Raw genomic sequence first — 25,917 nt, 5'->3', positions numbered from 1 at the left:
CCGGTACGTCAGGAGCCGACGCCTCCGGATCCGGCACGTCAGGAGCCCGCGGCCACCGCTGACGACGCCTCGGGCCGGAAGCCGTCGGCGAAGGAGCCGACCGTACGGGAGCGCAGCGCCCGGTGCAGCCGCAGCATCCGGCGGATCTCGCGGTGCACGGTCGACCTGTCGGCGAGGACCTCCGGCAGCAGGTCCTTGTCGAGCTCCTTGTGGTAGAGCTTGTCCGCTCCGGCCGCCGCCTCCCGCCGGGTCACCTCGATCCAGCAGGCGGCGGCCGTCAGCCGCTGCCGCTGAACGAGGCGCGACTGCCCCGGGCCACCGGAGTACGGCGGGGCGCCCGTCGCCTCCCCGGCCTCGTAGAGGAGCTCCGGCGACGCCCAGCCGTCGTGCAGGAACGTGATGCTGTCGTGGATCTCGATGACCCGCTGGTGCAGCCGCTCCCAGGCGCTGTCGAACGCCAGCAGGTCCGTCCTCCGCGACGGGGGCGGCACCACGGTGAGTTCGGGCGTCGCGCGCCGCAGCAGCAGCCACAGCCCGTACAGCCGCTGCCGGCGGTACCAGTACAGGGACACCTGCCGCAGTGGCTCCAGCGCGGCCAGCGAGCACCCGAGGGCGACGAGGACGAACCGCGCGAAGGAGCACCAGAATCCGGCCAGCGCGAGCGCCCCCGGGGCCTCCGTGAACCACCGGACGCAGCGGATCACCAGATAGGGCACCTCCGCGCTGGTGCCCACGGCGAGCGCCAGCACACTGACGCGCAGCACCGGACTGCGCATCGCGACACCGTGCCGCCAGAAGACCGCGGCCGCCCCCACCGCCGTGATCAGCCCGTACGCGATCCACACGACCGCGTACCCGGCCCACCAGCCGTGCGCCCGCGCCCCGAACCGGTCGGGCGCGGCGGCGACGGCGAAGAAGACGAAGGCGAGCGCCGCCATCGAGGCCGCGCAGACCACCGGCGCCCGGCGCAGCCACGCGGGGACGTCGCGCCCCGCCGCGGCCAGCGCCACCGCGAGCCACCACACGAACGCGAAGTCCGTGAGGGCCACCAGCGCGACGGCGAGCTCACCGGCCTTGGGCACCCCGGTGACCTCGTCGACCCAGCTGCCCACCTCCGCCTGGATCACCAGCGAGCCGGTCGCCAGCACCGCCAGCGCGAGCCACACCGGGCGCTGCGGCGGCCGTCGCAGGGCGGGTATTCGCAGGACCAGCACGGTCCATGCGATCAGGAGGATGAACCCCCGCAGCGTCTCGACCCACGCGGGAACGTCATGCATGGCCGGCCCCGAGAAGGCTCTCCGCCTGCCGCTCCACCGCGCTGATGCCCTTGGGCCGCATCTGCCCGGCGATCCTCAGCACCAGCGAGGCGAACGTCTCCGCCAGTTCCTCCTCGGCGTCGTTGCACGACTTGCCCTTGGCCCGCCGCCCGTCCATGCCCGAGCTCGACCCCGGACCGCTCAACACCTCCTGAAGGGCCGTCCCATGACCCGCGAGCATGTGGCAGATCTCGTGCAGCACGATGTGGTCGCGGTAGTAGCCGGTCGCGGACGAGCGGATGATGATGTGATCGGTCGAGCCGTCGTCGTACCACATCCCGAACGGCAGTGCCGGAAGGTCGGCGGAGTGGAGCTTCAGCGCCCTTCCCCGGGCCCGCCCCAGCGCCTGGCAGAGCTCTTCGACGTCCCATGGCTGGGGCAGTTCGGGAAGCCGGGCGACGAGCTTCTCGGCCATGGCCCGCACATGCTTATTGGCCACGACGTATCCCCTCCCTCGCGATCGCGGGCACCGTCGGCTCACCCCTCCCCGACCAGGTGCTGCGCTGTCCCCTCGCCGCCACGCGTCATTGCCCCGCTCCCTTTGCTCACGACAACCGGAAGACGGCCCCCCCAAGCCCCCTGAAACGGGGTCGAGTGTACAGACCGGCGGGCATGCCGACCGGGCCCTGTGGAGGACGGGAAGGGGGTGGGGAGAGGGGTGACGCGCTGTCGGAGGCAGGAGAGCTGACTCCCGTCGGCCGAGTGCTATGGGCGGTCGGCAGCCGAATCCCGGCTGGTCGCCAGCCAGGTTCCCGCGGGTTCGGCGGGATGGGTGGTGTCCACGGTGAGGTGGAGCCGGGTACCGCCTTCGCGGCCGGCCGGGTAGCTGCGTTGTTCGGTGGAATCGAAGCAGTGCCGGAGGACTTCCGCGACGCGTCGGGCGGTCTCGGGGGACGCGGCGACGATGCGAACGTCGGCGCACCCCGCCGGGGGCACCGAATCCGCTGGTGCGGGGGTGGGCGTGGGCGTGTCGTGTGCGGACGTCATGTTCACCACCTCCGGCCGACGAGGATCCGGCGGCGTCCACGATCCCCGTGCGGTTGTTCGCGGCGGTCACGGGCGAGGAGGGCTCCCACAGCGATCAGGCCCGGGACCAGGGCCAGGGTGACGGCGATCTCCACTGCCTCACGTCCCTCGGGCGGAGCGCGGAGGTCCGGTCGGGTTCCCGGCCGGTGGTGGCGCGGTTCCGCCCTCGGTCTCCCATTCCTCTTCGCGGTCCCGTGATTCCGTCGCGTCGTCGGCCGCTCGCTCGTTCTCCATCAGCCTGCTCGCGGTGAGGAGGCCTCCGGGGGTGGTCGCGGCGGACATCAGCCTGGCGGCCGCGGCCGGGTCGGTCTCCGGCGGGATGATCAGCAGGTCCAGGCGGTCCGCGGGGGAGGAGAACACGAGGAGCTTGTGCGGGTCCTGCTCATTCGTGAACCACCCCACGTGCACCGTGTGCCCGGTGACGGGAACCTTGCGCGGGATAACGGGCCAGAAGGCCGGATTCACCGTGACGCGGGTAACCCGCCCCCAGGAGTGGTCCAGCCTCTCCGCCAGTGCGGGGAGCTCGCGGGAGAGGTCGCGCGAGCGAGGCCACCAGGCACCGTCCAGAAGCCCCCGCGCCGTCCCTGGCGTCAGGGACAGACGAGCGGGCGGCGAAGGAGCATGCTCGCCGGTGGTCCTACGGTCGATGGTGACAGCCATGATGCAACCCTGACCCCGGGCTCGCCGTCGGCGGCCCGGCATTGCGGCTCGCCGGGAACGACACCCGCGTGGAGGCCGGTGTACGAGGTGTTCCCAGCATCTTCATGCTACTCCGGCAGGCGGGCCCACAGGCCTCGCGCGACCGGGCGATCCTGCGGGAACGGGGGCGTGGGACGGCCCTGTGGGCGACCCGCCGCCGGCCTGCGGAGTACGGTGGGGTTACTGCGAGCGCTTCGCCCGGTGCTGCCGGCCTGTTCCGGACGACGAGCGAATGCGCGGAACTCTCGGAGACAGGCGAGCACATGATGGCCGATTCCGACATCCCACGCCTTCCCGGGCTTCTGCCGGATGCGATTCACCATGCCGTGAGACCTGGGACGGCGCTCCTGCGGCTGGAGACGACGCGAGAGCGCGGGGGTCTCCTGGACGGCGCGTGGTGGCCGCGCTCCCGCGACATCCACGCCGAGCTTCCCGGTCTGATCACCGCCCTGACCGAGCACCTCGGGCCCATCATGCGCGTGGGCCTGGACGGGAGTGCCTGGGAGGAGCTCCCGGCGCGGCTGACTGTCGACGGCCGGGTCGTGCGCATCGACTCCTTCCCCGTCGGTGACGACACGGTCCTCATCACCCGGGGCGGCAACGATCACTTCGCCCTGATGGTGGTCCCGCCCGACGCGGCACCCGAGGCGGCACGGGCCGCAATGGCCAGAGCCGTACGGGCCGACAACGTCACCCAGGCCGAACAGATCCTCATCGACACCGGCAGTACTCCGCGGACCTGAACGCCTGGGCGGCGCGGCGTACGGTCAGCCGAGGAAGGACAGCCGGACCTTCCGGCCGGGGGTGTCCTGGCCGGTGGTCACCAGAACGACGGACTGCGAGGTTCCCAGCTCCAGCTCACCGCCGACCACGGGCAGCGTGGCGTGGGGCGGGACCAGGGCCGGGAGCATGTGATCGCGGCCGGGGCCCGCACCGCCGTGGCGGTCCTGCCAGCGGTCGTCCGCGCGAAGAACCTCACGGAGGGCCGCCAGCAGGTCGTTGTCACTGCCGGCCCCGGTCTCGATGACGGCCAGGCCGGACGTCGCGTGCGAGGTGAAGACGTTCAGCAGTCCGTCCCTCCCGTGAGCGACCTCCCGGAGGAACGCGGAGCACGCGTTCGTCAGGTCGTGCATGGTTTCGGCGGAGCCGGTTGTAACGTCGACAGTGCGGGTGGTGAAGGTGCCAGTCATGATTCACCAGTACCCGCTGTACACGAGCAGCGCTGACGGCTGGACGGGTTGTTCCGCCGGACTCCGGTCACCGAAGCCGCCCCCGCCGCCCGACCCACCTCAAGACCCGTTCTGTCCAGCCCTGTTCGCGACGAACAGGCAGGACTAGGCTGCCGGGTGAGGCCCCAGCCCTCGGCAGCACCGAGAAGTGATTCGCTCCGAGGAGGCACGTGGTGCCCGTAGAGCGCGGAACCGTCCCCGCCCCCACCCCCGCTGTGGCTCCCCTGGAGGCGGGTGGGCGGGTATCCGCGTCGCGCTGTCACTCACCCCCCTCCGACAGCCCACGAGACCGCGTGCTCGTGGTCCGTGGCAGGCTGGATCTCTCCGGGGTGGCGAGGTTGCGCGAGCGTCTTGCGCATGTCTCCCACAGCCCCGGAAGCCGGCTGATCATCGACCTGTCCGGCGTCACCTCCTGTGACGCCCTGGGCCTTGGACTGCTCGTCGCCGCCGCTCGCGGGGCCCGGCACTCCGGCGGCGACCTTTGCCTCGTCGCGCCGCGTCCCGCTGTCGCCCGGGCGCTGAAAGCCAGTGGGCTGAGCAGAATCCTCCCGGCGTTTCCCGGCTTTGATGGCGGACTGCCACCATCCGGAGGGGCCGCCCGCCCCGTGATGTCACCTCACGGCACTTGCTAAACGGCCCCTGAACAGCAAAAACGCCCCTCCCGGAGGGAGAGGCGGAGAGGTTCGTCGGAGCGCCCCCGGCAGGACTCGAACCTGCGGCCAAGTGCTTAGAAGGCACCTGCTCTATCCACTGAGCTACGGGGGCCGGTGTGTACGGCGGTCGCGGACGGCTGAAGCCCCGGGCTCGGTGGTGCCGTGACCTTGCCGGGGACAAGGATAGGGCTCCGCGTACCTCGTCCCGGTTGCTTCACCTCCGTGACACGATGTGGAGGTTCGGTGAAGCGGTCCTGATAATCGCAGGCAGGTGCGATTTTCGCATCGTTTTTGACGCACTTGGTACCGGGTGTTGTGCACTCGTTATGCCTGGGCCACATACGCCACGCCTCGCGCGCCATGGCCTATATGTTTCAAAAACACCCCAGAATTGGGCATTCTGCACGTGTGGCGACCTTGGACGTACGGCCCCGACTGCTTGACGCGCTGTCCGCACTGCGTGATCGCGTGGACGCCGCACGCTTCCCGCTCCCCCTTCCCGGCGCCGCCCGCGCCCGCCGAAACCGGGCCGAGCTCCTCGCGCAGCTCGACGACTACTTGGTGCCCCGCCTGTGCGCCCCCGAAGCGCCGTTGCTGGCGGTGGTCGGGGGGTCCACGGGGGCCGGCAAGTCCACTCTGGTCAACTCGCTGGTGGGGCGGAGGGTCACTGAAGCGGGGGTGCTGCGGCCGACAACCCGTACGCCAGTGCTGGTCTGCCATCCGGACGACCACCACTGGTTCGCCGGCCCCCGGGTGCTGCCCAGACTCCAGCGGATCTGGGTGCCCGCGCAGGACGGCGCGTCCGGGGCGTTCGAGGCGGAGGCGGCGGACGGGGAGGCCGCGGCCGCCGCGGAACCGGAGCCGGCGGAGGACGGCCCGCCCGCCCTGCGGATCGAGACCGACCGCGCCCTGCCGCGCGGACTGGCGCTGCTGGACGCGCCCGACATCGACTCCCTCGTCGCCGGCAACAGGGAGATCGCCGCCTCCCTGATCTGCGCGGCCGACATCTGGGTACTCGTCACCACCGCGACGCGGTACGCCGACGCGGTGCCCTGGCACCTGCTGCGCACGGCCAAGGAGTACGACGTCACGCTCGTCACCGTGCTGGACCGGGTGCCGCACCAGGTGGCCGTCGAGGTGTCCCGGCAGTACGACGCGCTGCTGGAGAACGCGGGCCTGGGCGACGTCCCCCGCTTCACCATCCCCGAACTGCCCGAATCCGCCGACGGCAGCGGCCTGCTGCCCGCCACCGCCGTCGCCGGACTGCGCACCTGGCTCGCCCAGCGCGCCGAGGACCCGGCGGCCCGGCTCGTCGCGACAGCGCGCACCGCACGCGGAGTGCTCTCCTCGCTGGGATCCCGGCTGCCGGGACTGGCCGGCGCCTCGGCCGTCCAGCACGCCGTGGCCGTACGGACCCTCCAGCGCGTCGAGGACGCCTACGGACGGGCGGTCGAGCGGGTACGACGGGAGATCGCGGCGGGGGAGGCGCTGGCCGGGGACGCCCTCACCCACTGGCGCGGCTATCCCCACGACAGCACCCCGGACGAACTGCTGACCGCGCTGGCAGGTTCCGTCGTCGCGCTGCTGAGCTGCGCCGCCGACGCCGCGGACGAGGAGATCGCCGCGGCCTGCGCCGAGGACCCGGTGGCGGCGGCCGCCCTCGCGCCCGCCGACCCCGACGGCGCGCGGGCCAGGATCGGGGTGGCCGTACGCCGTTGGCGGCGCTGCCTGGAGGAGATCGCCGAGGAGGAGGTCCGCGCCGCCGAGCGCGACCGGGGGACCGAGAGCGAACGGACCGCCGCGCTCCTCGCGGCGGAGCTGCTGGGCGGCCGCCGGGCGGGCCGGGCCGGCGACAAGCTGGCCGGGACGTTCGGCGCCCAGCGCGCGCTGCGCCTGCGCGACCGCGGGGCCGAGCTGCTGACCGGCTGTCTGGAACAGGTCCTCGACTCCGAACGGGACCGCAGGGCGGCACCCCTGGAGGCCCTGGAGATGACCCCCGATCACCAGGTCGAGCTCATCGCCGCGCTGTCCCTGCTACAGAAGGAGAGGTGACCGCCATGACCCCCGACGTACCTCCGGGCACCGCCCCGGGCGCCGCCACCGGCGCGGCCCCGGGCCCGGATCCCGGCCCGGCTCCCAGGAACGGAGCGGACGGGCGGGGCGGCGGCAACGGCGGCGGCAACGGCAACAGCGTCGGCAACGGCAACGGTGTCGGCGAGCGCTACTGGTACGACGGCGTGATCGCACGCCGCGTACGCCCCGAGCCCACCCCGCGCCCCGGGCGTACGACCCCGCTCGCGGACCCGTCCTCCTCCCCCGTGCCCCGAGTCGCCCCGCCCCCCTCACCCGTCGGCCTGGCGCTGCGGCCGCGGCTGGACGCCCTGCGCGAGCTGGTCGGGCTGTCGCGCGCACGACTGGACCGGCGCACGCTCGCCGAGGCGAGCCGGGTGCTGGAGGAGGCCGCCGCCCGCCACCGCCACTCCCTGGACCTGACGGTGGTCGCCATCGCCGGGGCGACCGGAAGCGGCAAGTCCACCCTGTTCAACGCCCTGGCCCGGGCCCAGCTCTCGGAGGCCGGGGTGCGCCGGCCGACCACCGCGCTGCCCGTCTCCTGCGCCTGGAGCGACCGCGCGGAGGGGCTGCTGGACCGGCTGGGCATCCCGGCCAGGACCCGTCGCGCGCCCGTACGCCCCTACGACCCGGCGCTCGGCGGGCTCGTCCTGCTCGACCTGCCGGACCACGACTCGGCGGCCACCGGGCACCGGGAGCAGGTGGACCGGCTGCTCGCCCTGGTGGACGCGGTGATCTGGGTGGTGGACCCGGAGAAGTACGCGGACGCCGTGCTGCACGAGCGCTACCTGCGGCCGCTGGCCGGATACGCGGAGGTCACGTTCGTCGTGCTCAACCAGGTCGACCGGCTCTCCGCCGACGCCGCGGACCAGGTCCTGGACGACCTGCGGCGGCTGCTGGACGAGGACGGGCTGGCGCTCGGCGAGTACGGCGAGCCCGGCGCGTCGGTCATGGCCCTGTCGGCGCTGACCGGGGCGGGCGTGGGCGAACTGCGCGAGGCGCTGGGCGCGTTCGTCGCCCGCCGCAACGCCGCCGAACTGCGGCTGACGGCGGACGTGAACGGCGTGTCCGCGCGACTGCGCCCGGCGTATGTGACGGACGTACGGCCGGGGCTGACGGAACGGGCGCGGCAGGAGTTCGAGGACCGGCTGGCGGAGGCGGTGGGCGCCCAGGCGGCCGGCCTGGCGGCGGAGCGCGCCTGGCGCCGGGACGCCGAGCGGGCGTGCGGGACGACGTGGACGCGGCTGCGCTACGGCTACGAGCGGTGCAAGGGGCTCCTGGGCCTGGGTTCCGGCGGCCGGGCGGCGCTCGCCGGGGACGGCCACGACACCGGCGGCCGGGACACGGGCGGGCTCGCGGGCGGCGCGTCCGCGCCGCGCCGGACGGCGTCCCGGCCGCTGGTGGAGCAGGCGGTGCGCACGCTGGCGTACGAGGCGTCCGCCGGGCTGCCCGGCCCCTGGGCCCAGGCGGTCCGCGAGGCGGCGGGCCGCGGCGCGGAGGGCCTCGCGGAGGCGCTGGACGGAGTGGCCGCCGCCTCGGCCACGGCCCTGGTGCCGGGCACCCGGCGCGCGGGCGGACCGCCCCCGGGCGGTGTGGCGGGCGCGGACGGCGGCCGGACGGGCGTCTGGCCCACCGACGCGGACACGGGCACCGGGCGTACACGCGGGGGCGCGGGGGCGCGAGCGGTACGGCCCCGGTGGTGGGCGGCGGTCGCGGCGGGGCAGGGCGCGCTGTCGGCGTTTCAACTGATGGGGCTGGCGTGGCTGGTGGGGGCGTTCATGGGCGAGTTCGGCGGGCCGTGGTGGGTGCCGGTGGTGCTGATGTCCGGCGGTGGCGTGGGCGGCCCGGTGCTGGCGTGGTGCGGACGGCTGGCGGCTCGGGGGCCGGCGCGGGGGTACGGGCTGGAGACGGAGCACCGGCTGCGGAGCGCGGCGGCGGGCTGCGGGCGGGCCCGGGTGCTGGAGCCGGTGGCGGCGGAACTGCTGCGGTACCGGGAGGTGCGGGCGCAGTTCGTCATCGCGGCGGGGGAGGGCTGAGGGGAAAGGCCTGAGGCGGGAGGACTGAGACGGGGAGGCCTGGCCCCTGTGGGTGACGGAGTTGTGCACAACCGTGGGGTTGTCCACAGCCCTCGGCGGGCCTCGCCGATCACGGTCACTATGAGCTCACGGACCGGCGGGGGCAGGGCCTCGGGGTCCATGAGCGACGGGGGAGGCGTTCAGGGTGAACGAGACGCTGGTGACGGTCGTGGGCAATGTGGCCTCGCCGCCCGACTACCGGGAGGCGGCCAACGGCGCGGCGGTCTCGCGCTTCCGGCTGGCGGCGACGGTGCGTCGCTGGGACCGGCAGCGGGAGGAGTGGGCGGACGCCTACACGAGCTTCTACACGGTGTGGGCGTGGCGGACGCTGGCGGCGAACGTGGTGGGCTCGGTGTCGGTCGGCGAACCGCTCATCGTGCAGGGAAAGTTGCGCATCCAGGATCAGGAGCGCGAGGGAAAGCGCTGGTTCTCGGCGGACATTGACGCCGTGTCCATCGGCCACGACCTCACGCGCGGTACGTCGGCGTTCCGCAGAGTGTCACCGGCCAGGCCGCTGCCGATCGAGCCGGTGCGGATGGTGGCCGGGGGCGGCGCCGTCGCGCCCCTCGCCGAGGTCGCGGAAGCGACGTCCGTGGCCGTGACGCCCCTCTGAAATGCGGTGTTTGTGCCGGTGATTTATCGACAATCCCGGGCCGGAAACCTTGCGGTGGTAACGATTCCGATTCGGAACCGCCATCCGAAGGGATGTGCGACTTCCAAGTGATCACCGCTCCCTAAGATCACCCTCCATAGCAACGGGGGCTGCTGAGTTTTGAGTTGCCCTGCGGGGTGCGTACGCGACGACCCGGAGCCGGTCCCGCGTGATCCGCGCCGCGCCCGAAAGGAAATCCATGAACTCTGTCACGAGACGGGGCGCCGCCCGTCTTGCCGCGGTGGTGCTGACGGCCGGGCTGGCCGTCGCCGGTGCGGCCGCCACCGCGGGCGCCGCGGCCGCGGACGAGGCGCCGCGGAGCCAGGGCGGCGTGTCCGCCACGCTCGGCCGGATCACGGCCGGCGGCCCGGCCGTCCTGCGCGAGGGGCAGGGCCGGAACGTCCTGGCCGGCCTCTTCGAGATGAAGGTCGACGGCGGCGGAACGCTCCAGACCTACTGTGTCGACATCCGCACCAGCACCGTCGACGGCGCGAGGTACCGGGAGACCGGCTGGGGCGAGTCGTCCCTGCACGCCAACAAGAACGCGGGAAGGATCCGCTGGATCCTTGAGCACTCCTACCCGCAGGTCAATGATCTCAGCGCGCTCGCCAAGGCCTCCGGCGCCGACACCCTCGACGCCAACACCGCCGCCGCGGGCACCCAGGTCGCCATCTGGCGCTACTCGGACGGCGTCGGCGTGGACGCCGGGAACGCCGCGGCCCAGAAGCTCGCCGACTACCTCTACAAGAGCGCGGAGGACACCGAGGAGCCCAAGGCGTCCCTGACCCTCACCCCGCCGGCCGTCTCCGGCAAGGCCGGCGGGCACCTCGGGCCGGTCACGGTCCGCACCGACGCGGGCAGCGTCACCGTCGCCCCCTCCACCGACGCCGCCGGCAAGGGCGTGAAGATCGTCGACAAGGACGGCAAGCCGGTCACCACCACGACCAACGGCACCGAGCTCTACTTCGACGTCCCGGCCGGCACCCCCGACGGCTCCACCACGCTCAGGGCCACGGCCAGCACCAAGGTCCCGGTCGGCCGGGTCTTCGTCGGCGACCACACCAAGACGCAGTCCCTGATACTGGCCGGCTCCAGCGAGAGCACCGTGTCCGCCGGAGCCACGGCGAGCTGGGCCGCCAAGGGCGCGATACCCGCGGTCAGCGCCCAGGTGAACTGCGCCGAGGGCGGTGTGGAGATCACCGCGGTGAACAAGGGCGACCAGCCCTGGACCTTCGACCTGGACGGCAGGAAGCACACCGTCGCGCCCGGCGGCAGAGACACCGCACTGGTGAAGGTCGGCGAGGACCAGCCCTACAAGATCACCGTCACCGGCCCCAACGGCTTCTCGAAGACGTTCTCCGGCATCCTCGACTGCAGGACGGCGACACCCGTCAACGCCATGAGCGGCCCCGGCAAGCCCATGGCCTCGCCGAGCCCCACCCCGGCGAAGGGGCCCGGCGGCGCCGGCAGCTCCGGCGGCCATGGCTCCGGCGGCTCCGTCGGCAGCGACCTCGCCGGCACCGGCGGCAGCACCGCCACGCCCAAGATCGCGGGCCTGGCCATCGTCCTCATCGTGGTCGGCGGCGGCGCCGTCTTCCTCCTCCGCAGGAAGGAGCCGTCCGGCCGGTAGCACGGCCCGGACCACGACGATCGGTGACCGGGAAGTTCCGCTCGGTCACCGGCACGTCGCCCACAACGCGTTTCCGCCCAAGGCTTCCCGTACGGCAAGATGGGGTGTATCTGCCCTCACGCGGCGGAGCCGCACATTGGCCCCTCTCGATTGCCGGACGGTTTCTCTTGGCTGAGTACATCTACACCATGCGCAAGACGCGCAAGGCGCACGGCGACAAGGTCATCCTCGATGACGTGACGCTGAGCTTCCTGCCCGGTGCGAAGATCGGTGTGGTCGGCCCCAACGGTGCCGGTAAGTCCACCGTCCTCAAGATCATGGCGGGCCTGGAGCAGCCGTCCAACGGCGACGCGTTCCTGTCGCCCGGCTACAGCGTCGGCATCCTGATGCAGGAGCCGGAGCTCGACGAGAACAAGACCGTGCTGGAGAACGTCCAGGACGGCGTCGCCGAGGTCAAGGGCAAGCTCGACCGGTTCAACGAGATCGCCGAGCTGATGGCGACCGACTACTCCGACGCGCTGCTCGAGGAGATGGGCAAGCTTCAGGAGGACCTGGACCACGCCAACGCCTGGGACCTCGACGCCCAGCTTGAGCAGGCCATGGACGCGCTGGGCTGCCCGCCCGCCGACTGGCCGGTCGTCAACCTCTCCGGTGGTGAGAAGCGCCGCGTCGCCCTCTGCAAGCTGCTGCTGGAGGCCCCTGACCTGCTGCTCCTCGACGAGCCCACCAACCACCTGGACGCCGAGTCCGTCAACTGGCTCGAGCAGCACCTCGCCAAGTACGCCGGCACCGTCGTGGCGATCACCCACGACCGTTACTTCCTCGACAACGTCGCCGAGTGGATTCTCGAGCTCGACCGCGGCCGCGCCCACCCCTACGAGGGCAACTACTCCACCTACCTGGAGAACAAGGCCTCGCGTCTGAAGGTCGAGGGCCAGAAGGACGCCAAGCGCGCCAAGCGGCTCAAGGAAGAGCTGGAGTGGGTCCGCTCCAACGCCAAGGGCCGCCAGGCCAAGTCCAAGGCGCGCCTCGCCCGTTACGAGGAGATGGCGGCCGAGGCCGACAAGATGCGGAAGCTGGACTTCGAGGAGATCCAGATCCCGCCGGGCCCGCGTCTGGGCAGCATCGTCGTCGAGGTCAACAACCTCTCCAAGGCCTTCGGCGACAAGGTCCTCATCGACGACCTGTCCTTCACCCTGCCGCGCAACGGCATCGTGGGTGTCATCGGCCCGAACGGCGCCGGCAAGACCACCCTGTTCAAGATGATCCAGGGCCTGGAGAAGCCGGACTCCGGCACGATCAAGGTCGGCGAGACCGTCAAGATCTCCTACGTCGACCAGAGCCGCGCCAACATCGACCCCAAGAAGACGCTGTGGGCCGTCGTCTCCGACGAGCTGGACTACATCAACGTCGGCCAGGTCGAGATGCCCTCCCGCGCCTACGTCTCCGCGTTCGGCTTCAAGGGCCCGGACCAGCAGAAGCCGGCCGGTGTGCTCTCCGGTGGTGAGCGCAACCGTCTCAACCTGGCGCTGACCCTCAAGCAGGGCGGCAACCTGCTGCTCCTCGACGAGCCCACCAACGACCTCGACGTCGAGACCCTCTCCTCGCTCGAGAACGCCCTGCTGGACTTCCCCGGCGCGGCCGTGGTCGTCTCCCACGACCGCTGGTTCCTGGACCGAGTGGCCACGCACATCCTGGCGTACGAGGGCGACTCCAAGTGGTTCTGGTTCGAGGGCAACTTCGAGTCGTACGAGAAGAACAAGATCGAGCGCCTCGGTGCGGACGCGGCCCGTCCGCACCGTGCCACCTACAAGAAGCTCACCCGGGACTGATCGTGGCGCGCCACATCTACTCGTGCCCCCTCCGCTGGTCCGACATGGACGCCTACGGCCATGTCAACAACGCGGTCTTCCTGCGCTACCTCGAAGAGGCGCGGATCGACCTCATCCACCAGCTGAAGGCGGGAGCGGGCAAGGAGTCCTTCGTCGACGGGTCCGTCGTGGCCCGTCACGAGATCGACTACCTCCGCCCGCTGGTCCACCGGCCGGAGCCGGTGACCGTCGAGACCTGGGTGACCAAGGTCGGCGCGGCGTCCATGACCGTCTCCTACGAGGTCAAGGACGCCGAGCAGGTCTATGTCCGGGCGTCCACGGTGATCGTCCCGTTCGACTTCGCGAGCGGCCGCCCCCGGCGGGTCACCGCCGAGGAGAAGGAACTGCTCAAGACGTTCGCCGACGAACCCGCCGGGACCTCCGGGGAAGCCGTCGCCGCATGACGCGACGGCTGTGCTTCGCCGACGCCCGGGAGGCGGCCGCCCTGGCCGCCTTCCTGGCCCGGCTGATCCACTACGACCGGGCCGCCGCCGTCCGCCTCCAGGCGGGCGGCGGTGTCCTCGGCATCTTCGGCCGCCCGCCGTCCTTCGAGGTCCTGGCCATCCGCACGGCCCGGCTCGCCGAGCCCGTCGCGCTGGACGTCACCGTCTCGGCGGGACAGCTCGCGGACGCCCTCGACGCCGGTGCCCCGGCGTCCTCCGGGACGCTGGAGATCACCGTCCCCGAGGCCGTCACCGGACCGCCCTGGGCCGGTGTCCTGCCGCCGCGCGGCGGCTGGCGACGGGTCGAGGGGTTCCCGGGGGCGGAGGCCGTGCGGGGTGCGGTGGCCGCGGCGGTCGCCGAGTTCCGCGCGCGGGACGAGGCGCTGCCCGAGCACCGGCGTACTCGTGCCGAGCGCGATCGGATCGGGCGGGAGATCTGGTCCCGGACGCTCGGGGATACGGGTTTGCCCTTGCGGGCGGTTCACGCGGCCCAGTCGTTGGGCTTTCTGCGGCCTGTGCGGGCCGAGGCCTTTGCCGGTGGTGCCGGACCGGTCGCGGCGTCGGCGCCCGAGGCGCCAGTGCTTTTCGCTGCGCGGGGGTGGCTGCGGTTGCGGACGCCTTATGGGTCGGTTGCCGTCAGCGTTGGGGGCGGCGGGTTGCGGGGACTTTCGGTCACGCCCGCGTAGGAGCGGGTGCGGGCCGGTGGGTGGGCTTGTGCCCGCCCTCCCCCAGCTACCGCTGGGAGGTGCCCCCAGCCCTGCGGAACGCCCGCCCACAAGCCGGCGGGTGTCAGCCCTCCGTGTTGACCATGGACGCGGCCGCGTAGGTCAGGTAGTTCCAGAGCTGACGCTCCAGCTCCGGGGCGAGACCGAGGTCGTCCACCGCGTCGCGCATATGGCGGAGCCAGGCGTCGTGGGCGGCCCGGTCGACGACGAAGGGGGCGTGCCGCATCCGCAGGCGCGGGTGGCCCCGGTTGTCGCTGTACGTCCGGGGGCCGCCCCAGTACTGCATCAGGAAGAGGACCAGCCGCTCCTCGGCCGGGCCGAGGTCCTCCTCCGGGTACATCGGCCGCAGCAGCGGGTCACCGGCCACACCCTCGTAGAAGCGGTGGACCAGGCGCCGGAAGGTCTCCTCCCCGCCGACCTGCTCATAGAAGGTCTGCTCGGAAAGCGTGCCGCGCGGAATCTCATTCACGCCTCCATGGTCTCAGACCCCCCGGCCGAGGACCGGAGTCCTACGTCCCTTCCGGCTCCTCAGCCCCGCCGGACCGTGATCGTCGTCCACGCGCCCACGTGCACCCGGTCCCCGTCCCGCAGCGGCACGGGCACATAGGGCTGGATCGCGTCCTCGGAACCGTTGATCGTCGTGCCGTTGGTGGAGTCCTGGTCGACGACGGCCCAGCCCCCGTCCGGCTGCTGCACCAGCATCGCGTGCTGGTGCGAGACGCCCGGGTCCTCCGGGGGACGCGACAGGTCGATGTCGGGGGACTCCCCGGTGCTGTGCCGACGCCGGCCGATGGTGACCTGCTGGCCGCCGAGGGGGAAGCGCAGCTCGGGGGAGTAGGCGGGCAGGTTCAGCCCCGCCGCCTCCGGGCCGCTGCGGTTCATCATCGACAGGAAGTACTCCCGGTCGGGCGCGACGACCGCGACCCAGCCCGCCGTCGGCGCGGGCACACTCGGCGGCGGGGGCGCCGACTGCGGGGCGCTCCCGTCCGTACCCCGCGTCCCCTGGTGCTCATAGGGCTCGTAGGGCTCGTACGCGTACGGGTTGTGCCCGGCCGCCGGGGCCGACCGGTCGCCCTGGGCGGCGGGCGCCGCGTCCGGCGAGGCCAGCACCCAGTCGTCGTCCTCGCCGAAGGGCGCCAGCGGCTCGGCCGGGCGGTTGACCCGCGACGGCCGGGACCCGGTGTACTCGAAGCTCGGCGGCGACTGGGTGTGCTGCGCCGGAGGCGGCGGTGCCGACTGGAGGGGCTGCGGGGGCGGGGGCGGCGAGGCGTAGGGGTTCGCCGACCGGGTGACGAAGTTGTAGCGGCACTCCTCGCAGAAGGGGCCCTGCGCCTCGCGGGGGGTGCGGCACTGCGGACAGAGCTCCGCCTGGACGGTGGCGTCGCCGCCCGGGTAGCCGTAGCCGCCGGTGCCGCCGGGCCCGGGCGGCGCGGTGGGCGGCGGTGGGACGGTGGCCGGGGGACCGGGCGGGGCCGTGGCCGCCGACATCCGGTGGCCGCACACCTCGCACCAGTCCGCTGCCTCCGACGGGTGGCCGTTCGGGCAGGTCGGCATGTCGGTCTCTTCCCCCTCAGGCGGTTGTTTCTCGGCGCTACTTCTTGACGCGAACAGTTTTGGTGGAACGGGTTTCCAGCGTCATTTCGGCCTCTTCCGAGACCTTCGCCTTCAGCCGCACAGTACCGTTCGCCGCGTCCACGACGTCCACCACCTTCGCAAGGAGTTTCGCGGTGTCAGCGTGGCCGGATCGGCTTGCCAGCTGGACGGCCCGGCCGAGCTTGGCGGTCGCGCCGTCCACGTCCCCCGCCTTGCGCAGGTCCAGGCCCTGCTGGATGGCCATGGCCAGCTCGGCCTGGCCGGTGTAGTGGGCCACCTGGGGGTTGATGGACGTCGACGCCTCCAGGTCGTCCGTCCACACCGCCCGGATCAGGCCCTGGGCCAGAACGTGCGGTGATGAACCGTCAGGGGTGGGCAGCACCAGCGACACCCGGGCGGCGAGCATCTCCTGGCCCACGTGGGCGCTCGGCACCCGGACGCAGACGTGGTAGTCGCGGGACTCGTCGCCCCACGCGCCCGTCGGATAGTCGCCGGAGCGCGGCCCGGACTCCTGACGGCGGTCCGTCAGCTCTTCCATCGTGGGCGCGACCTGCTTGACGAAGACCACCTCGGCGCCCTGCGGTGTCCACAGCCGCAGGGAGACGTCCGCGACCTCCTTGCCCATCACCGCTTCCATCATCCGCGTGAAGTCCTCGGCCAGCCCGGCCGGGTCGGCGACGATGTCGGCGCTGCCCAGCAGCGCGGAGGCGATGCCCGTGACCTCCTTGACCTCCCAGTCCGTCCCCACGCCCCGCGCGTCACAGGTGAACCGGCCCGCGCACGCGTCCAGCGACGCCCGTAGCGCGTCGGGCTCCTCGTGCTCGTTGCGGCCGTCGGTGAGCAGGATGCCGTGACGTATCGCCGCGTCGGACGAGGACAGCAGCCGGTCGGCGAGGCGCAGCCAGGTGCCGATGGCGGTGCCGCCGCCCGGGCTGAGCTTGCGCAGCGCCTCCTTGGCCTGGCCGCGCGTCATGTCGTCGGCTATCGCGAGCCGCCCGCCCGCCGGGTAGACCTCGCGCGCCTGGTGGGTGCCGCCGATCACGGCGAAGGCGACGCCGTCGCGCAGCGCGTCGACGGCGGCGGCCGTGGCCTCGCGGGCGCTGCGCATCTTGGCGGGCGGGTAGTCCATCGAGCCCGAGCAGTCGACCATCAGGACGACGGCGGCGTCCGGGGGGCGGGGGCCGAGCGTGACCGCGCCGGGCGAGGGGGAGGCGGCCGGCAGCGAGGTTTCCCCGGTGCCGGAGCCGGTGCCGGAACCGCAGTCGGCTCCGGTGGAGGTCACCGTCACGATGGCGTTGACCTCCCGGCCCCCGTCGGGGAGGTTGACGTTCTGGTACACGTCGACGGCGAACCCGGGCACGCTCGGTTTGGCGAAATGGGCCATCTGATCCGCTCCTTCGTACGTACTCCACGTGGTCGGCACGGGCGTGCGGCGGGGCGGACGAACGGCGCGGCGCCGGAGCCCGGCACCGTGCGTGGATCCCCCCGTGGAAACTGCGGCGCGTCAGGCCGATCCTGCCCCTTCGGCCCGGGACGGGAACGGCACCACAGCCACTGTTACGTTGTCGTGGCCCCCTCCGTCCAGAGCGTGGGCCAGCAGACGGCGTGCGCACTCCAGCGGCCGGGAGCGGGCGTCGGCGGGCACGACGGCCGCCATCTCCTCGGCGGACTCGGCGTAGTTCCACAGCCCGTCGGTGCAGACGATCACCACGCCGGGGCGGTCGAGGTGGTACGAGGCGGTGTGCGGTTCCACCTCGTAGGCGTCCGCGCCGAGCCAGCCGGTGATGGCGTGGGCGCGCTCGTCGGCGTAGGCCTCGGCCTCCGACATCAGGCCCGCCGCCACCATCTGGGCGGCCCAGGAGTCGTCCTCGGTGAGCCGCGCGGGCTGCTTGGTGCGGTCGTCGGGCACCCAGTAGGCGCGGCTGTCGCCGACCCAGCCGACGGTCAGCAGGTCGTCGGTGACGACGGCGCTGACGATGGTGCAGGCGGGGGCGTTTTCATGGCGGTAGTGGCCGTGCTCGCGCGGCTCGTGGCCGGGTGTGGCAAGGGAGGCCACGGCTTCGGCGGCGGCGATGACCGCCTCGTGCGAGGCCTCCTTGGGGGCGGTGCCCCGGCCCAGCGCCGTCACCAGCGATTCGTGGGCGGCCTCGACGGCGGCGGCCGACGCCTCGTCGGGGCGGGCCGCGGACGACACGCCGTCGCTGACGACCGCGACGACGGCCGGCGGCCGGCCGGGGAGGTCGGTGGTGGACACGGCGTACGCGTCCTCGTTGCGGTGGTGGCGCAGGCCGCGGTCCGTGACCGCCGCGACGCCTGCCGACTCGTGCTCCATGTGATCCCGTTCGCGCGGCTGTGCATGTCCGCAGTGTTCGCAGTACCCGTCGTTGTCGATCATGCCCGACCGGCAGGCCGCGCAGGGCCCGGCGGGGCCCGCGCCACGCGCCGGCTGCGCGGGGACGCCGGCGGCGGGCGGGGCGAGACGGTAGTCGTCCGCCTCCCGCGCCGTGGGCGTGTCAGGCCGCCGCCACCCCGCCGCCCGTGGGTCGTCGGGCGCGGGCGGCACCGCCGAGAGATCCACGCCGCAGCCTCCGCAGAAGTTGTCGGCGGGTTCCAGCGGCTCGTGACAGGCGGGGCACGCCGTCAGCTGTGGGGGCAGTTGCGACATCGATCACACCCATGTCCTGGGGCGGTAACGGTTGGCCCGTTCCACCAGTTCGATCCGTTCCTCACCGCGCTGGGCCAGCCGCGCGAGCACCCGGTACGAGCGCTCCAGCCCGAACCGCAGTTCCCGCTCGTCCAGCCCGCTGCCGAGCAGCACGGGCGGTCCCGGGGGCGCTGGGGTGGCGCCCGGCGTGCCCTGGCTGCCCGACAGCACCCAGTCAAGCGCGGCGCCGAGCACTTCCGTCGACAGCCGTTCGCGCCGCACCGCGTCCAGCCCGAGGTCGGTGAGTCCCTCGACCTGGCCGGCGGCGGCCCGCAGGTCGTCCAGCAGCGGCTCCCGGGCCGAGCGCCCCCGCAGCCGGGCGCGCACCGCCGCGACCCTGGCCGCCGTGCAGTGGATGGACGCCGCCGGTACGGACTCCAGGGCCCGCACCGCGCCCTCGCGGTCCCCGGCGGCCAGCCGCACCCGGGCCAGGGCGAACGCCGCGCCGACGAAGCTCGGGTCGGTCGCCCACACCAGGTGGTAGTACTCGGCGGCGTTGTCGAGCTGGCCGAGCACCTCCGCGCACAGCCCGAGGGCCAGCTTGGGCGCGGGCTCCCCGGGGAAGGCGTCGTAGACGGCGTCGAAGGACAGCGCCGCCGTGGTGTGGTCGCCGACGGCGAGGGCGTGGACGCCCCGGTGCCACACGGTGCGCCAGTCGTCGGGGCTCGCGGCCTCCAGCGCGGCGAGCGCCTGGGCCGCCGGCCCGTCCTCGCCGAGCACCAACTGGGCCCGCACCCGCCGCAGCCGCAGCTCCGGCGACTCGGTCGGGGCGGCCTGAAGGGCGGCGTACAACTCGGCGGGCTGCGAGGCGATCAGACCCGCGAGGAATCCCGCGTTGGGATCACCGGGATCGACGAGCGGGAACGGCAACGCGAGCGCGGCGGCCCGCCCGTCGATCGGCCGCAACGCGGCCGCGACGGCGACGCCGCCCTCGGGCGCACCGGCTCCGCGGGGGGCGCCCGCGAGGGCACTTGCCGGATCGGTCCCACCCGGCAGCGTCGGGACGCCGGCCGGGCCGGCCGCCGCCGCGCCGGGCGCGCCTGGGCCGGTGCCTGTCGGCCAGGTGGCGGCGCCGGGTGTCCCTGCGCCGCCTGCTCCCGGGCCGGTGCCCGTCGGCCAAGCGCCCGCGCTGGGCGTACCTGCGGCGCCCATCCCAGGGCCGGTGCCCGTCGGTCCGGCGGTCATGCCGGGAGTGGGGCGCGCCGCCGCGCCGCCCGGGGCGGACACCGCCGGTGTCCCGCCGATGGGGGGTACGGCGGGGCCGGCCGCGCCCGGCCGGCCCGTGGGGGCCGTGCCGGCGGTTCCCTGCCCGATGCCTGTCGGGCCGGTGGTCCTGGCGGGCGGGACGCCGACGACCGGGACGGCACGTCCTGCGGGCGCGCCGGTCGCCGCCGCGCCGGGCGAGCCCGGGCCGGCGCCGGGGCCGGTGCCCGTCGACCAGGCGCCTGCGCCGGGCATCCCCGCGCCGCCCGTGCCCGCGCCCGGGCCGGTGCCCGTCGGCCAGCCGACGGCGCTGGGCGTCCCCAGGCCGGGCGTTCCCGCGCCGCCCGCCCCCTGGGCGGCGCCGAAGGCCGTGCCCGCCTGCCCTCCGACGGCTGTCGGCCACGCGCCCGCGCCGGCCGCTCCCGCCGCTCCCGCCGTCCCGGACGGCGTTCCGCCGCCCGCTCCCGCCGCCCGGGGCGGCGTACCCCCCACGCGTCTGCGGAGGAGGTCGCCGAGGGGCCGTCCGCCCCGGCGCGGCGCCGGAGCTCGGCCGCCCAGGGTGGACACGTCGCGGTCGCACTCCTCGAAGAGGACCGTGTCCACCACCCGCGGCTCGGGGCCGAAGAGCGTGGACAGCGCGGGGCGCGGGGTGCCCGTCTGGAGGGCGACGACCTCGCGGAGGACGCCCGTCAGCTGCTCCGCCATCTCGTCGGCGGAGGCGAACCGCCGGGCCGGGTCCGGGTCGGTGGCCCGGACCAGCAGCCGGTAGAAGGACTCGTAGCGGGTGAAGACTTCGATGTGGTCCGGGGCGGGGAGGCTGTCCACGAAGACGTTCGTGTAGCCCTGGAAGTCGAAGGTGAGCACGGCGAGCGTGCGCGCCACCGTGTAGAGGTCGGAGGCGACCGACGCGCCCAGCTCGGCGATCTCGGGGGCCTGGTAGCCGATCGTGCCGTAGATGGGGCTGACCTCGTCGTCCATCCGCCGCACCGCGCCCATGTCGATCAGCTTCAGCTGGTCCTGCTGCTGGATGGCGTTGTCGACCTTGAAGTCGCAGTACAGCAGATTGCGGCTGTGCAGATGCGCCAGCGCCTCCAGCGCCTCGATGCCGTACGCGCACGCCTGCTCGACCGGCAGCGGGTCGCGGCGCCCGTCGGGGTGGCGGCGCTCGTTGGCGATCTCCTTGAGGGACTTGCCGCCTACGTACTCCATGACGATGTAGCCGTCGAGGCTGCCCGTGCGCTGGTCGAGGTGTTCGACGAAGTTGTAGATGCGGACGATGTTCGAGTGCTCGATCTCCGCGAGGAAGCGTCGCTCGGCGACGGCCGCGGCCAGCGCGTCCTCGTCGCCGGTGTCGAGCAGGCCCTTGAGGACCACCCAGCGGTCGGCGACGGCCCGGTCGATGGCCAGGTAGATCCAGCCGAGCCCGCCGTGCGCGAGACAGCCCGCCACCTCGTACTGCCCGCGCACCACATCGCCCGGGCGCAGCTTCGGCACGAAGGAGTACGGGTGGCCGCACTTGGTGCAGTAGCCCTCCGTGCGCCCCGCCCGGTGGGGCCCCGAACGCCCCACGGGCGCACCGCAGTCGCTCCGGCTGCAGAACCGCTTGCGCTCGGGCACCTCCGGGTGCTCCAGCACCGCCGCCCGGGGCTCGGGGCGCGGTACGCCCGGCATGCTGACCAGGCCCGCGCCCAGCTTGTTGCGTCCGGCGCCGGACGCGACGGACTTCCGGCTGCGCACCGAGACCGACCGCGTCACGACGCCCGCCGTGCCACCGGACACCGAACGCGACAGCCGCCCCGACACCGACCGGCGCGACCCCGACGATCGCGACGACGAACGCGACGACGAGCGGGAGGATCCCGACGAGCCCGACGAGCCCGATGAGCCGGACGAGCCCGAATCACCCGAACCGCCCCGCCCGCCCGCGTGTGTCATCCCCGTCGCGGGCGAGGCGATCTGCCCGCCCGGCGAGACGACGGGAGCGAGACCGCACGTGTCGCAGTACCGCTCGCCGCCGCCCACGTCCTCGTAGCTGCCGGCGCAGCCCGGGCGCTGGCATTCGTCACCGGTCATGCGTCCCCCCTGTGCCCGTCGGTTCCCGAGGCGGCCGAGCCCTGCGGGGCCAGCGCCCCGGCCACGGCCCGCTGATAGCGCAGCACCGCCTGTTCGGCGGCGACGAGATCGCAGGGCGCGCTCCACAGCATGCGGCGCGCCACGTCGTACCGCTCCACGACGAGACCGTCCTCCGCCAGGCCCAGCCGCGCCGCCTTGGCCTTGTACGCGTCGAGCCGGCCGCGCAGCTCGGCCCGTACGGCCAGGGGGGCCGTGACCGCCGTCAGCGACTCGCGGGCGCGCAGCAACTCCTCCTCGGCGCGCTGCTCCAGGCTCTCCAGGAGCGGGGAGAGCCGGTGCCACGCGGCGCGTCTGCGGTACTCGCCGGCCATTTCCAGCTGCTCGTAGAGCACGGTCGGCGGGCCGGAGACCACGGGCACCTCATAGGCGGCGATCTTCGACAGGACCTCCATCCGGGCCCGGCGCGCCTCGCCCAGGGTGCGGTCGGCGCGCGAGAGCACGTCGCGCACGCGCATCAGCCGGCGCTCGGCGTCCTGCCGGACGTCGAGGACGGCCTCGATCTCCCGGCGCACGTCCTCCAGGGCGCGCTCGGCCCGGTCGTAGCGGGCTGTGTCGGGGCGGCCGCCGGGCGCGGTGCCGGGCGGGGCGCCGGTCCAGAAGACGAGCGGATCGGATATCACCTCGGACCGCAGCGCGGCCAGTTCCATGGTGAGGCGCTCCAGGTCGTCGCCCGCGGGGTGCTCGCCGGGCAGGACGCCCACGGAGTGGGCGAGGGAGCGGACGCGCCCCAGCTCGGCGGCGAGCAGGTCGATCCGGGTGGGCAGCGCCGACCAGACGGCGTCGGCGATGACGACCACGTCCAGGGCCTGGCCGTACCAGGAGTTCATCCGCTCGACGAGCTCCATGAGGCTCAGCCGCTCGCTCAGCCTGGCCGCCACGCCCAGGGTCACCATGCCGGCCTGGGGCGGGCCGGCGGGCAGGGTGACGGCGGTGCCGCGCAGCAGGTCGGTCAGCTCGGACAGCTCGCCCGAGGTGGGCCAGCGGCGGCGGCCGCGCAGCTCACGGGCCGCCTCCAGGGCGTCGGTGTAGGCGTCGAAGTACACCCACAGCTGGGTGATGAGCAGCTCGGTGGACTCCCACCGGCTCCTGGTGGCGCCGGTCAGCTCCGCGCCCTCCAGCAGCCGCCGCCCGGCGTGGTCCTGGAGGGCGAGCAGGGAGGACTCGACCGCCTCGTGCTCCGCGCCGAGCCGTGCCAGCGCACGGTCCACCTCCTCGCGGCTCAAGGCCGGCCCGGTGGGCCCCGCGACCGCCATCGGTCCCCTCTCCTGTCCCGCGGCCGGTGCCGCGCGCGAACGGTGTGGTGCTTCGGTCCTTCCGTGCCGTCAGTCCCGGTACCGGGGCTCCGGCGGAGCGGTGATCCCCTGGAGGTCGGCCGCCAGCCACTTGCGGTACGCCAGCATCCAGGGGCTCGCCTCACCGCCCCGGCGGTAGTCCTCCAGTACCGCGTTGACCCGGCGTACCAGGTCTTCGTCCTTGAGGTTCATCGCCACGCCGTAGGACTCGGTGGTGAACGGTTTGCCGACCAGTCGCACGGACGGGTCCTGGGCCGCCTGTCCGGCGGCCAGGGCGCTGTCGGTGATCACCGCGTCGACCTGTCCGAGCTGGAGCCGGACCAGGCAGTCGAGCTGATTGGGCACGGTCAGCACGGACGCGCCGTGCGACTCGTTCTTCAGCTCGGTCTCGCCCGTGGATCCCTTGGCCGTACAGACTTTCTTCCCCTTCAAGCTGTCGTCGAACGCCGTGACCGGTGAGGTCTTGGGGGCCAGTACCTGCTGTCCGGCCTCGAAGTAGGCCGTGGAGAAGGCGACTTGCCGGACCCGCTCGCAGTTGATCGTCATGGTGCGCGCGATGATGTCCACCTTGCCCTTTTCCAGGGCGGGTATGCGCTGGTTCGTGGGGATCGCCAGGAAGACGACCTTGCCGGGGTCGCCGAGGATGGCCTTGGCGATGGCGCGGGCCAGGTCGATGTCGAAGCCGCTGAGCTCGCCGGTGGCGGGGTCGCGATAGCCCCAGCGGTAGCTGTTCTGGTCGACGCCGACGATCAGCCGGCCGCGCTCCTTGACGCGCCGGACGGCCGGGCCGTCGGCCGTCGAGGGGCGCAGGCTCGCCTCCGGGGCGACGCATGTCGCGGGCGCGCGCACGGCCGCCGCCGGGGCGGTGGCGGGGGCCACGGGGCCGGTGGGGCGCGCCGCCGGCAGGACGGCCGCGCCCACGGCTGCGGCGAGCGTCCACACGCCGGCCGTCACCGCGGCCCGGACCCGGGTTCCGCGTCGTCCGCCCATCGCTGAGCCTCCCCGTCTCACCGGTACTCCGACAGCCTGCGGCCGATGCCGAGCACCGCGCCCGCGGCCCCCAGCACGGCCAGGACGGCGGCTCCGGCCGCCAGCCCCGTGAACGCGCCGCGCCCGTCCTCCGCCGCCCGGCGGAAGTCGTCCTCCTCGTGGGCGAGGGCGCCGCGCAGCGCGGATTCCACCTGGTCGAACGATTCGCCGGTGCTGCCCTTGGTACTGCCCTTCTCCCCGATCACCTTGGCGAGCGCCTGGCCGTAGTACCCGCCGACGTCGGCGCTGCGGGCCTCGCCGTGCCGCTGCTGCCACTGTTCGACGTCACGGATCGCCGCCAGCACCGGATCGCGTCCTTCCGCGCCGTCCGCGAGGGAGCGGGCCCGGCCCAGCAGGCTGTCCGGGGCGGGTTCGCCGGAGCCGGTGACGTCGCCGCCGATCAGTTTGCGCATGCCCGCGCGGTAGCTGGCCTCGTAGGCGTCGTCGCCCGCCGGGGTGAGCACGGCGCCCCGCGCCACCAGGGTGAGGCTCTCGTCGCCCCGGGCCTGGAGGGAGGCGATCCGGGCCTCGCTGAGCACCTGGAGGGACTTGGCGCCGTTCTCGTAGGAGTCGGTCAGGTCCGCGCGGGCCAGGGCGTGGCCGACGGTCAGCCATAACAGGACCACCGTGCCGGCGGCGGTCCCGGCGAGGAGGCCGTGGTTGAACACCCGGTTGGTGCGCAGGAAGGCGCGGCGCTGGGCCCAGCCGAGGGCGCCGAGGGCCACGACGCCGGTGCCGAGGGCCACCCAGGGCCAGGACTTGGCATCCGCGTAGTCGGAACGCAGACGTCCGGTCTCGGCCTCGTAGAGGGCGCGGGCGGCCGGCAGCAGCTCCTCGCGCATCCGGTCGCTGGCGTAGCGCAGATAGGCGCCGCCCAGCGGCAGGCCCTGCCGGCCGGCCGCGCGGGCCGATTCCACCAGGCCGGTGTAGACGGGGAGTTGCTGATTGAGCCTGGCTATCTGCTCACGGGCGGAATCGGATCCGCCGGTGTCGGCGGCGGCCTTCACCAGGAGCTCGGAGGCGACGCCGATGTCCTTCTCGTAGCGCTGGCGGACGGTCCGGGGCTCGTCCCGGCCGGCCAGGAAGCCCGCCGCGGCGGCCGTGTCGGCGTCGGCGAGGGAGCGGTAGATGTCGGCGGCGTCGGTGCTCAGCGGCTGGCTGCGGTCGATGACGGCGTCCGCCGCCGACGACCGGTCGGCGACCTGCCAGGCGGTGACCGCGCCGAAGGCGACCAGCAGCGCGGCCAGGACCGCGCCGATGACGCGGAGTCTGCCGGGCTCCGTCGTGGCGGCGTCCGCGAACCGCTCCATGCCCTCGCGCCACGCGGTGCGCCGCGTCCCCGTATCCGGCTGCGCTGGTGACACGTGACCTCCCCCTCGGTCGCCGCGGCCCGCTGTCCCCCGGGCGGCGGGGAACGGGTGCCAGGCCAGCAGTATGGCCGCAGGGACTGACAAACACACCGGTTGTGCATCTTGTGCATCGATCTTGCACGGGTCGTGAGTGTCGCCCGGGTGTCCTTTTCGGCCTTTCACCCCGTTTCACGCGGTGGGCGTCTGTTCGGTTCCCGTGCGGAC

Annotated in this window: 22 protein-coding genes and 1 tRNA gene; 9 read left to right on the top strand and 14 right to left on the bottom strand. The window is 73.6% G+C overall.

Translation table 11 applies throughout. From position 1 onward, the window contains the following. Nucleotides 1–38 precede the first annotated feature (38 nt). From RM609_RS14905 to RM609_RS14890, 4 genes are all read right to left on the bottom strand, one after another. Entirely contained in the window at nt 39–1,277 is a 1,239-nt protein-coding gene (locus RM609_RS14905) for a DUF6545 domain-containing protein (protein WP_311611160.1), read from the bottom strand. Further along, the gene (locus RM609_RS14900; RefSeq protein WP_311611158.1) at nt 1,270–1,755 is read right to left on the bottom strand and encodes a hypothetical protein; all 486 of its coding nucleotides are present in this window, start codon (nt 1,753–1,755) and stop codon (nt 1,270–1,272) included. The genes RM609_RS14905 and RM609_RS14900 overlap by 8 nt, the downstream gene beginning before the upstream one ends. Before the next feature lie 266 nt (nt 1,756–2,021). Next, a complete protein-coding gene (locus RM609_RS14895) occupies nt 2,022–2,303 on the bottom strand; it encodes a hypothetical protein (protein ID WP_311611157.1) in 282 nt (93 codons plus the stop codon). A gap of 138 nt (nt 2,304–2,441) precedes the next feature. Beyond that, the gene (locus RM609_RS14890) at nt 2,442–3,002 is read right to left on the bottom strand and encodes a DUF5994 family protein (RefSeq protein ID WP_311611155.1); all 561 of its coding nucleotides are present in this window, start codon (nt 3,000–3,002) and stop codon (nt 2,442–2,444) included. A 305-nt stretch (nt 3,003–3,307) separates the two neighbouring features. On the opposite strand from RM609_RS14890, the gene RM609_RS14885 reads away from it, so the two are divergent. Then, nucleotides 3,308–3,784, top strand: a complete 477-nt coding sequence (locus tag RM609_RS14885) for a DUF5994 family protein (RefSeq protein ID WP_311611153.1) — start codon at nt 3,308–3,310, stop codon at nt 3,782–3,784. Nucleotides 3,785–3,808: 24 nt separating this feature from the next. On the opposite strand, the gene RM609_RS14880 is transcribed toward RM609_RS14885, so the two are convergent. Then, nucleotides 3,809–4,231 carry a YjbQ family protein gene (locus tag RM609_RS14880; RefSeq protein WP_311611152.1) on the bottom strand — a complete coding sequence of 141 codons (423 nt, stop codon included), beginning with the start codon at nt 4,229–4,231 and terminating at the stop codon, nt 3,809–3,811. A 209-nt stretch (nt 4,232–4,440) separates the two neighbouring features. Between RM609_RS14880 and RM609_RS34505 the strand changes: the two genes are divergently transcribed. Then, on the top strand, nt 4,441–4,902 hold the full coding sequence (locus RM609_RS34505) for an STAS domain-containing protein (RefSeq protein ID WP_369016238.1): 462 nt from the start codon (nt 4,441–4,443) through the stop codon (nt 4,900–4,902). A gap of 60 nt (nt 4,903–4,962) precedes the next feature. Here the strand turns inward: RM609_RS34505 and RM609_RS14875 are convergent. Further along, nucleotides 4,963–5,035 (bottom strand) — tRNA-Arg (locus RM609_RS14875). Between the two features lie 305 nt (nt 5,036–5,340). Between RM609_RS14875 and RM609_RS14870 the strand changes: the two genes are divergently transcribed. From RM609_RS14870 to RM609_RS14840, 7 genes are all read left to right on the top strand, one after another. Then, nucleotides 5,341–6,975, top strand: coding sequence for a dynamin family protein (locus RM609_RS14870; protein ID WP_311611437.1), 1,635 nt, complete (start codon nt 5,341–5,343; stop codon nt 6,973–6,975). A 5-nt stretch (nt 6,976–6,980) separates the two neighbouring features. Beyond that, on the top strand, nt 6,981–9,029 hold the full coding sequence (locus RM609_RS14865) for a GTPase (protein ID WP_311611151.1): 2,049 nt from the start codon (nt 6,981–6,983) through the stop codon (nt 9,027–9,029). A gap of 184 nt (nt 9,030–9,213) precedes the next feature. Further along, complete coding sequence (locus RM609_RS14860; protein ID WP_311611149.1) at nt 9,214–9,681, top strand: single-stranded DNA-binding protein; 468 nt, start codon at nt 9,214–9,216, stop codon at nt 9,679–9,681. 238 nt (nt 9,682–9,919) lie between these two features. Then, entirely contained in the window at nt 9,920–11,350 is a 1,431-nt protein-coding gene (locus tag RM609_RS14855; protein ID WP_311611148.1) for a Cys-Gln thioester bond-forming surface protein, read from the top strand. Between the two features lie 167 nt (nt 11,351–11,517). Further along, entirely contained in the window at nt 11,518–13,182 is a 1,665-nt protein-coding gene (gene ettA / locus RM609_RS14850; RefSeq protein WP_311611147.1) for an energy-dependent translational throttle protein EttA, read from the top strand. 2 nt (nt 13,183–13,184) lie between these two features. Beyond that, entirely contained in the window at nt 13,185–13,625 is a 441-nt protein-coding gene (locus tag RM609_RS14845; RefSeq protein ID WP_311611146.1) for an acyl-CoA thioesterase, read from the top strand. Next, nucleotides 13,622–14,350, top strand: coding sequence for a DUF8010 domain-containing protein (locus RM609_RS14840; RefSeq protein ID WP_311611145.1), 729 nt, complete (start codon nt 13,622–13,624; stop codon nt 14,348–14,350). Before RM609_RS14845 ends, RM609_RS14840 begins: the two co-directional genes overlap by 4 nt. 103 nt (nt 14,351–14,453) lie before the next feature. On the opposite strand, the gene RM609_RS14835 is transcribed toward RM609_RS14840, so the two are convergent. The 8 genes from RM609_RS14835 to RM609_RS14800 all read right to left on the bottom strand — a co-directional run bounded on the left by RM609_RS14835 (nt 14,454) and on the right by RM609_RS14800 (nt 25,707). Beyond that, the gene (locus RM609_RS14835) at nt 14,454–14,858 is read right to left on the bottom strand and encodes a globin (protein ID WP_311611143.1); all 405 of its coding nucleotides are present in this window, start codon (nt 14,856–14,858) and stop codon (nt 14,454–14,456) included. A 59-nt stretch (nt 14,859–14,917) separates the two neighbouring features. Beyond that, nucleotides 14,918–15,943 (bottom strand): FHA domain-containing protein, encoded by a 1,026-nt coding sequence (locus tag RM609_RS14830; RefSeq protein ID WP_311611141.1) that lies wholly within the window; start codon nt 15,941–15,943, stop codon nt 14,918–14,920. Nucleotides 15,944–15,980: 37 nt separating this feature from the next. Further along, the gene (locus RM609_RS14825; protein WP_311611139.1) at nt 15,981–17,366 is read right to left on the bottom strand and encodes a vWA domain-containing protein; all 1,386 of its coding nucleotides are present in this window, start codon (nt 17,364–17,366) and stop codon (nt 15,981–15,983) included. Between the two features lie 120 nt (nt 17,367–17,486). Next, complete coding sequence (locus RM609_RS14820; protein WP_311611137.1) at nt 17,487–18,647, bottom strand: protein phosphatase 2C domain-containing protein; 1,161 nt, start codon at nt 18,645–18,647, stop codon at nt 17,487–17,489. Between the two features lie 3 nt (nt 18,648–18,650). Continuing rightward, entirely contained in the window at nt 18,651–21,962 is a 3,312-nt protein-coding gene (locus tag RM609_RS14815; protein WP_311611136.1) for a tetratricopeptide repeat protein, read from the bottom strand. Next, nucleotides 21,959–23,275 carry a coiled-coil domain-containing protein gene (locus RM609_RS14810; RefSeq protein WP_311611135.1) on the bottom strand — a complete coding sequence of 439 codons (1,317 nt, stop codon included), beginning with the start codon at nt 23,273–23,275 and terminating at the stop codon, nt 21,959–21,961. The genes RM609_RS14815 and RM609_RS14810 overlap by 4 nt, the downstream gene beginning before the upstream one ends. A 69-nt stretch (nt 23,276–23,344) precedes the next feature. After that, nucleotides 23,345–24,304: a glutamate ABC transporter substrate-binding protein gene (locus tag RM609_RS14805; protein WP_311611134.1), complete on the bottom strand. Its 960-nt coding sequence runs from the start codon at nt 24,302–24,304 to the stop codon at nt 23,345–23,347. A gap of 17 nt (nt 24,305–24,321) precedes the next feature. Next, nucleotides 24,322–25,707 (bottom strand): GlnX family signal transduction membrane protein, encoded by a 1,386-nt coding sequence (locus tag RM609_RS14800; RefSeq protein WP_498073167.1) that lies wholly within the window; start codon nt 25,705–25,707, stop codon nt 24,322–24,324. Nucleotides 25,708–25,917: the final 210 nt, after the last annotated feature.

The organism is Streptomyces hesseae, assembly GCF_031845785.1.
Taxonomy (GTDB): Bacteria; Actinomycetota; Actinomycetes; order Streptomycetales; family Streptomycetaceae; genus Streptomyces; species Streptomyces hesseae.
Note: the sequence above shows the minus strand (reverse complement) of the source record. Positions and strands in the feature narration are given on the sequence as shown.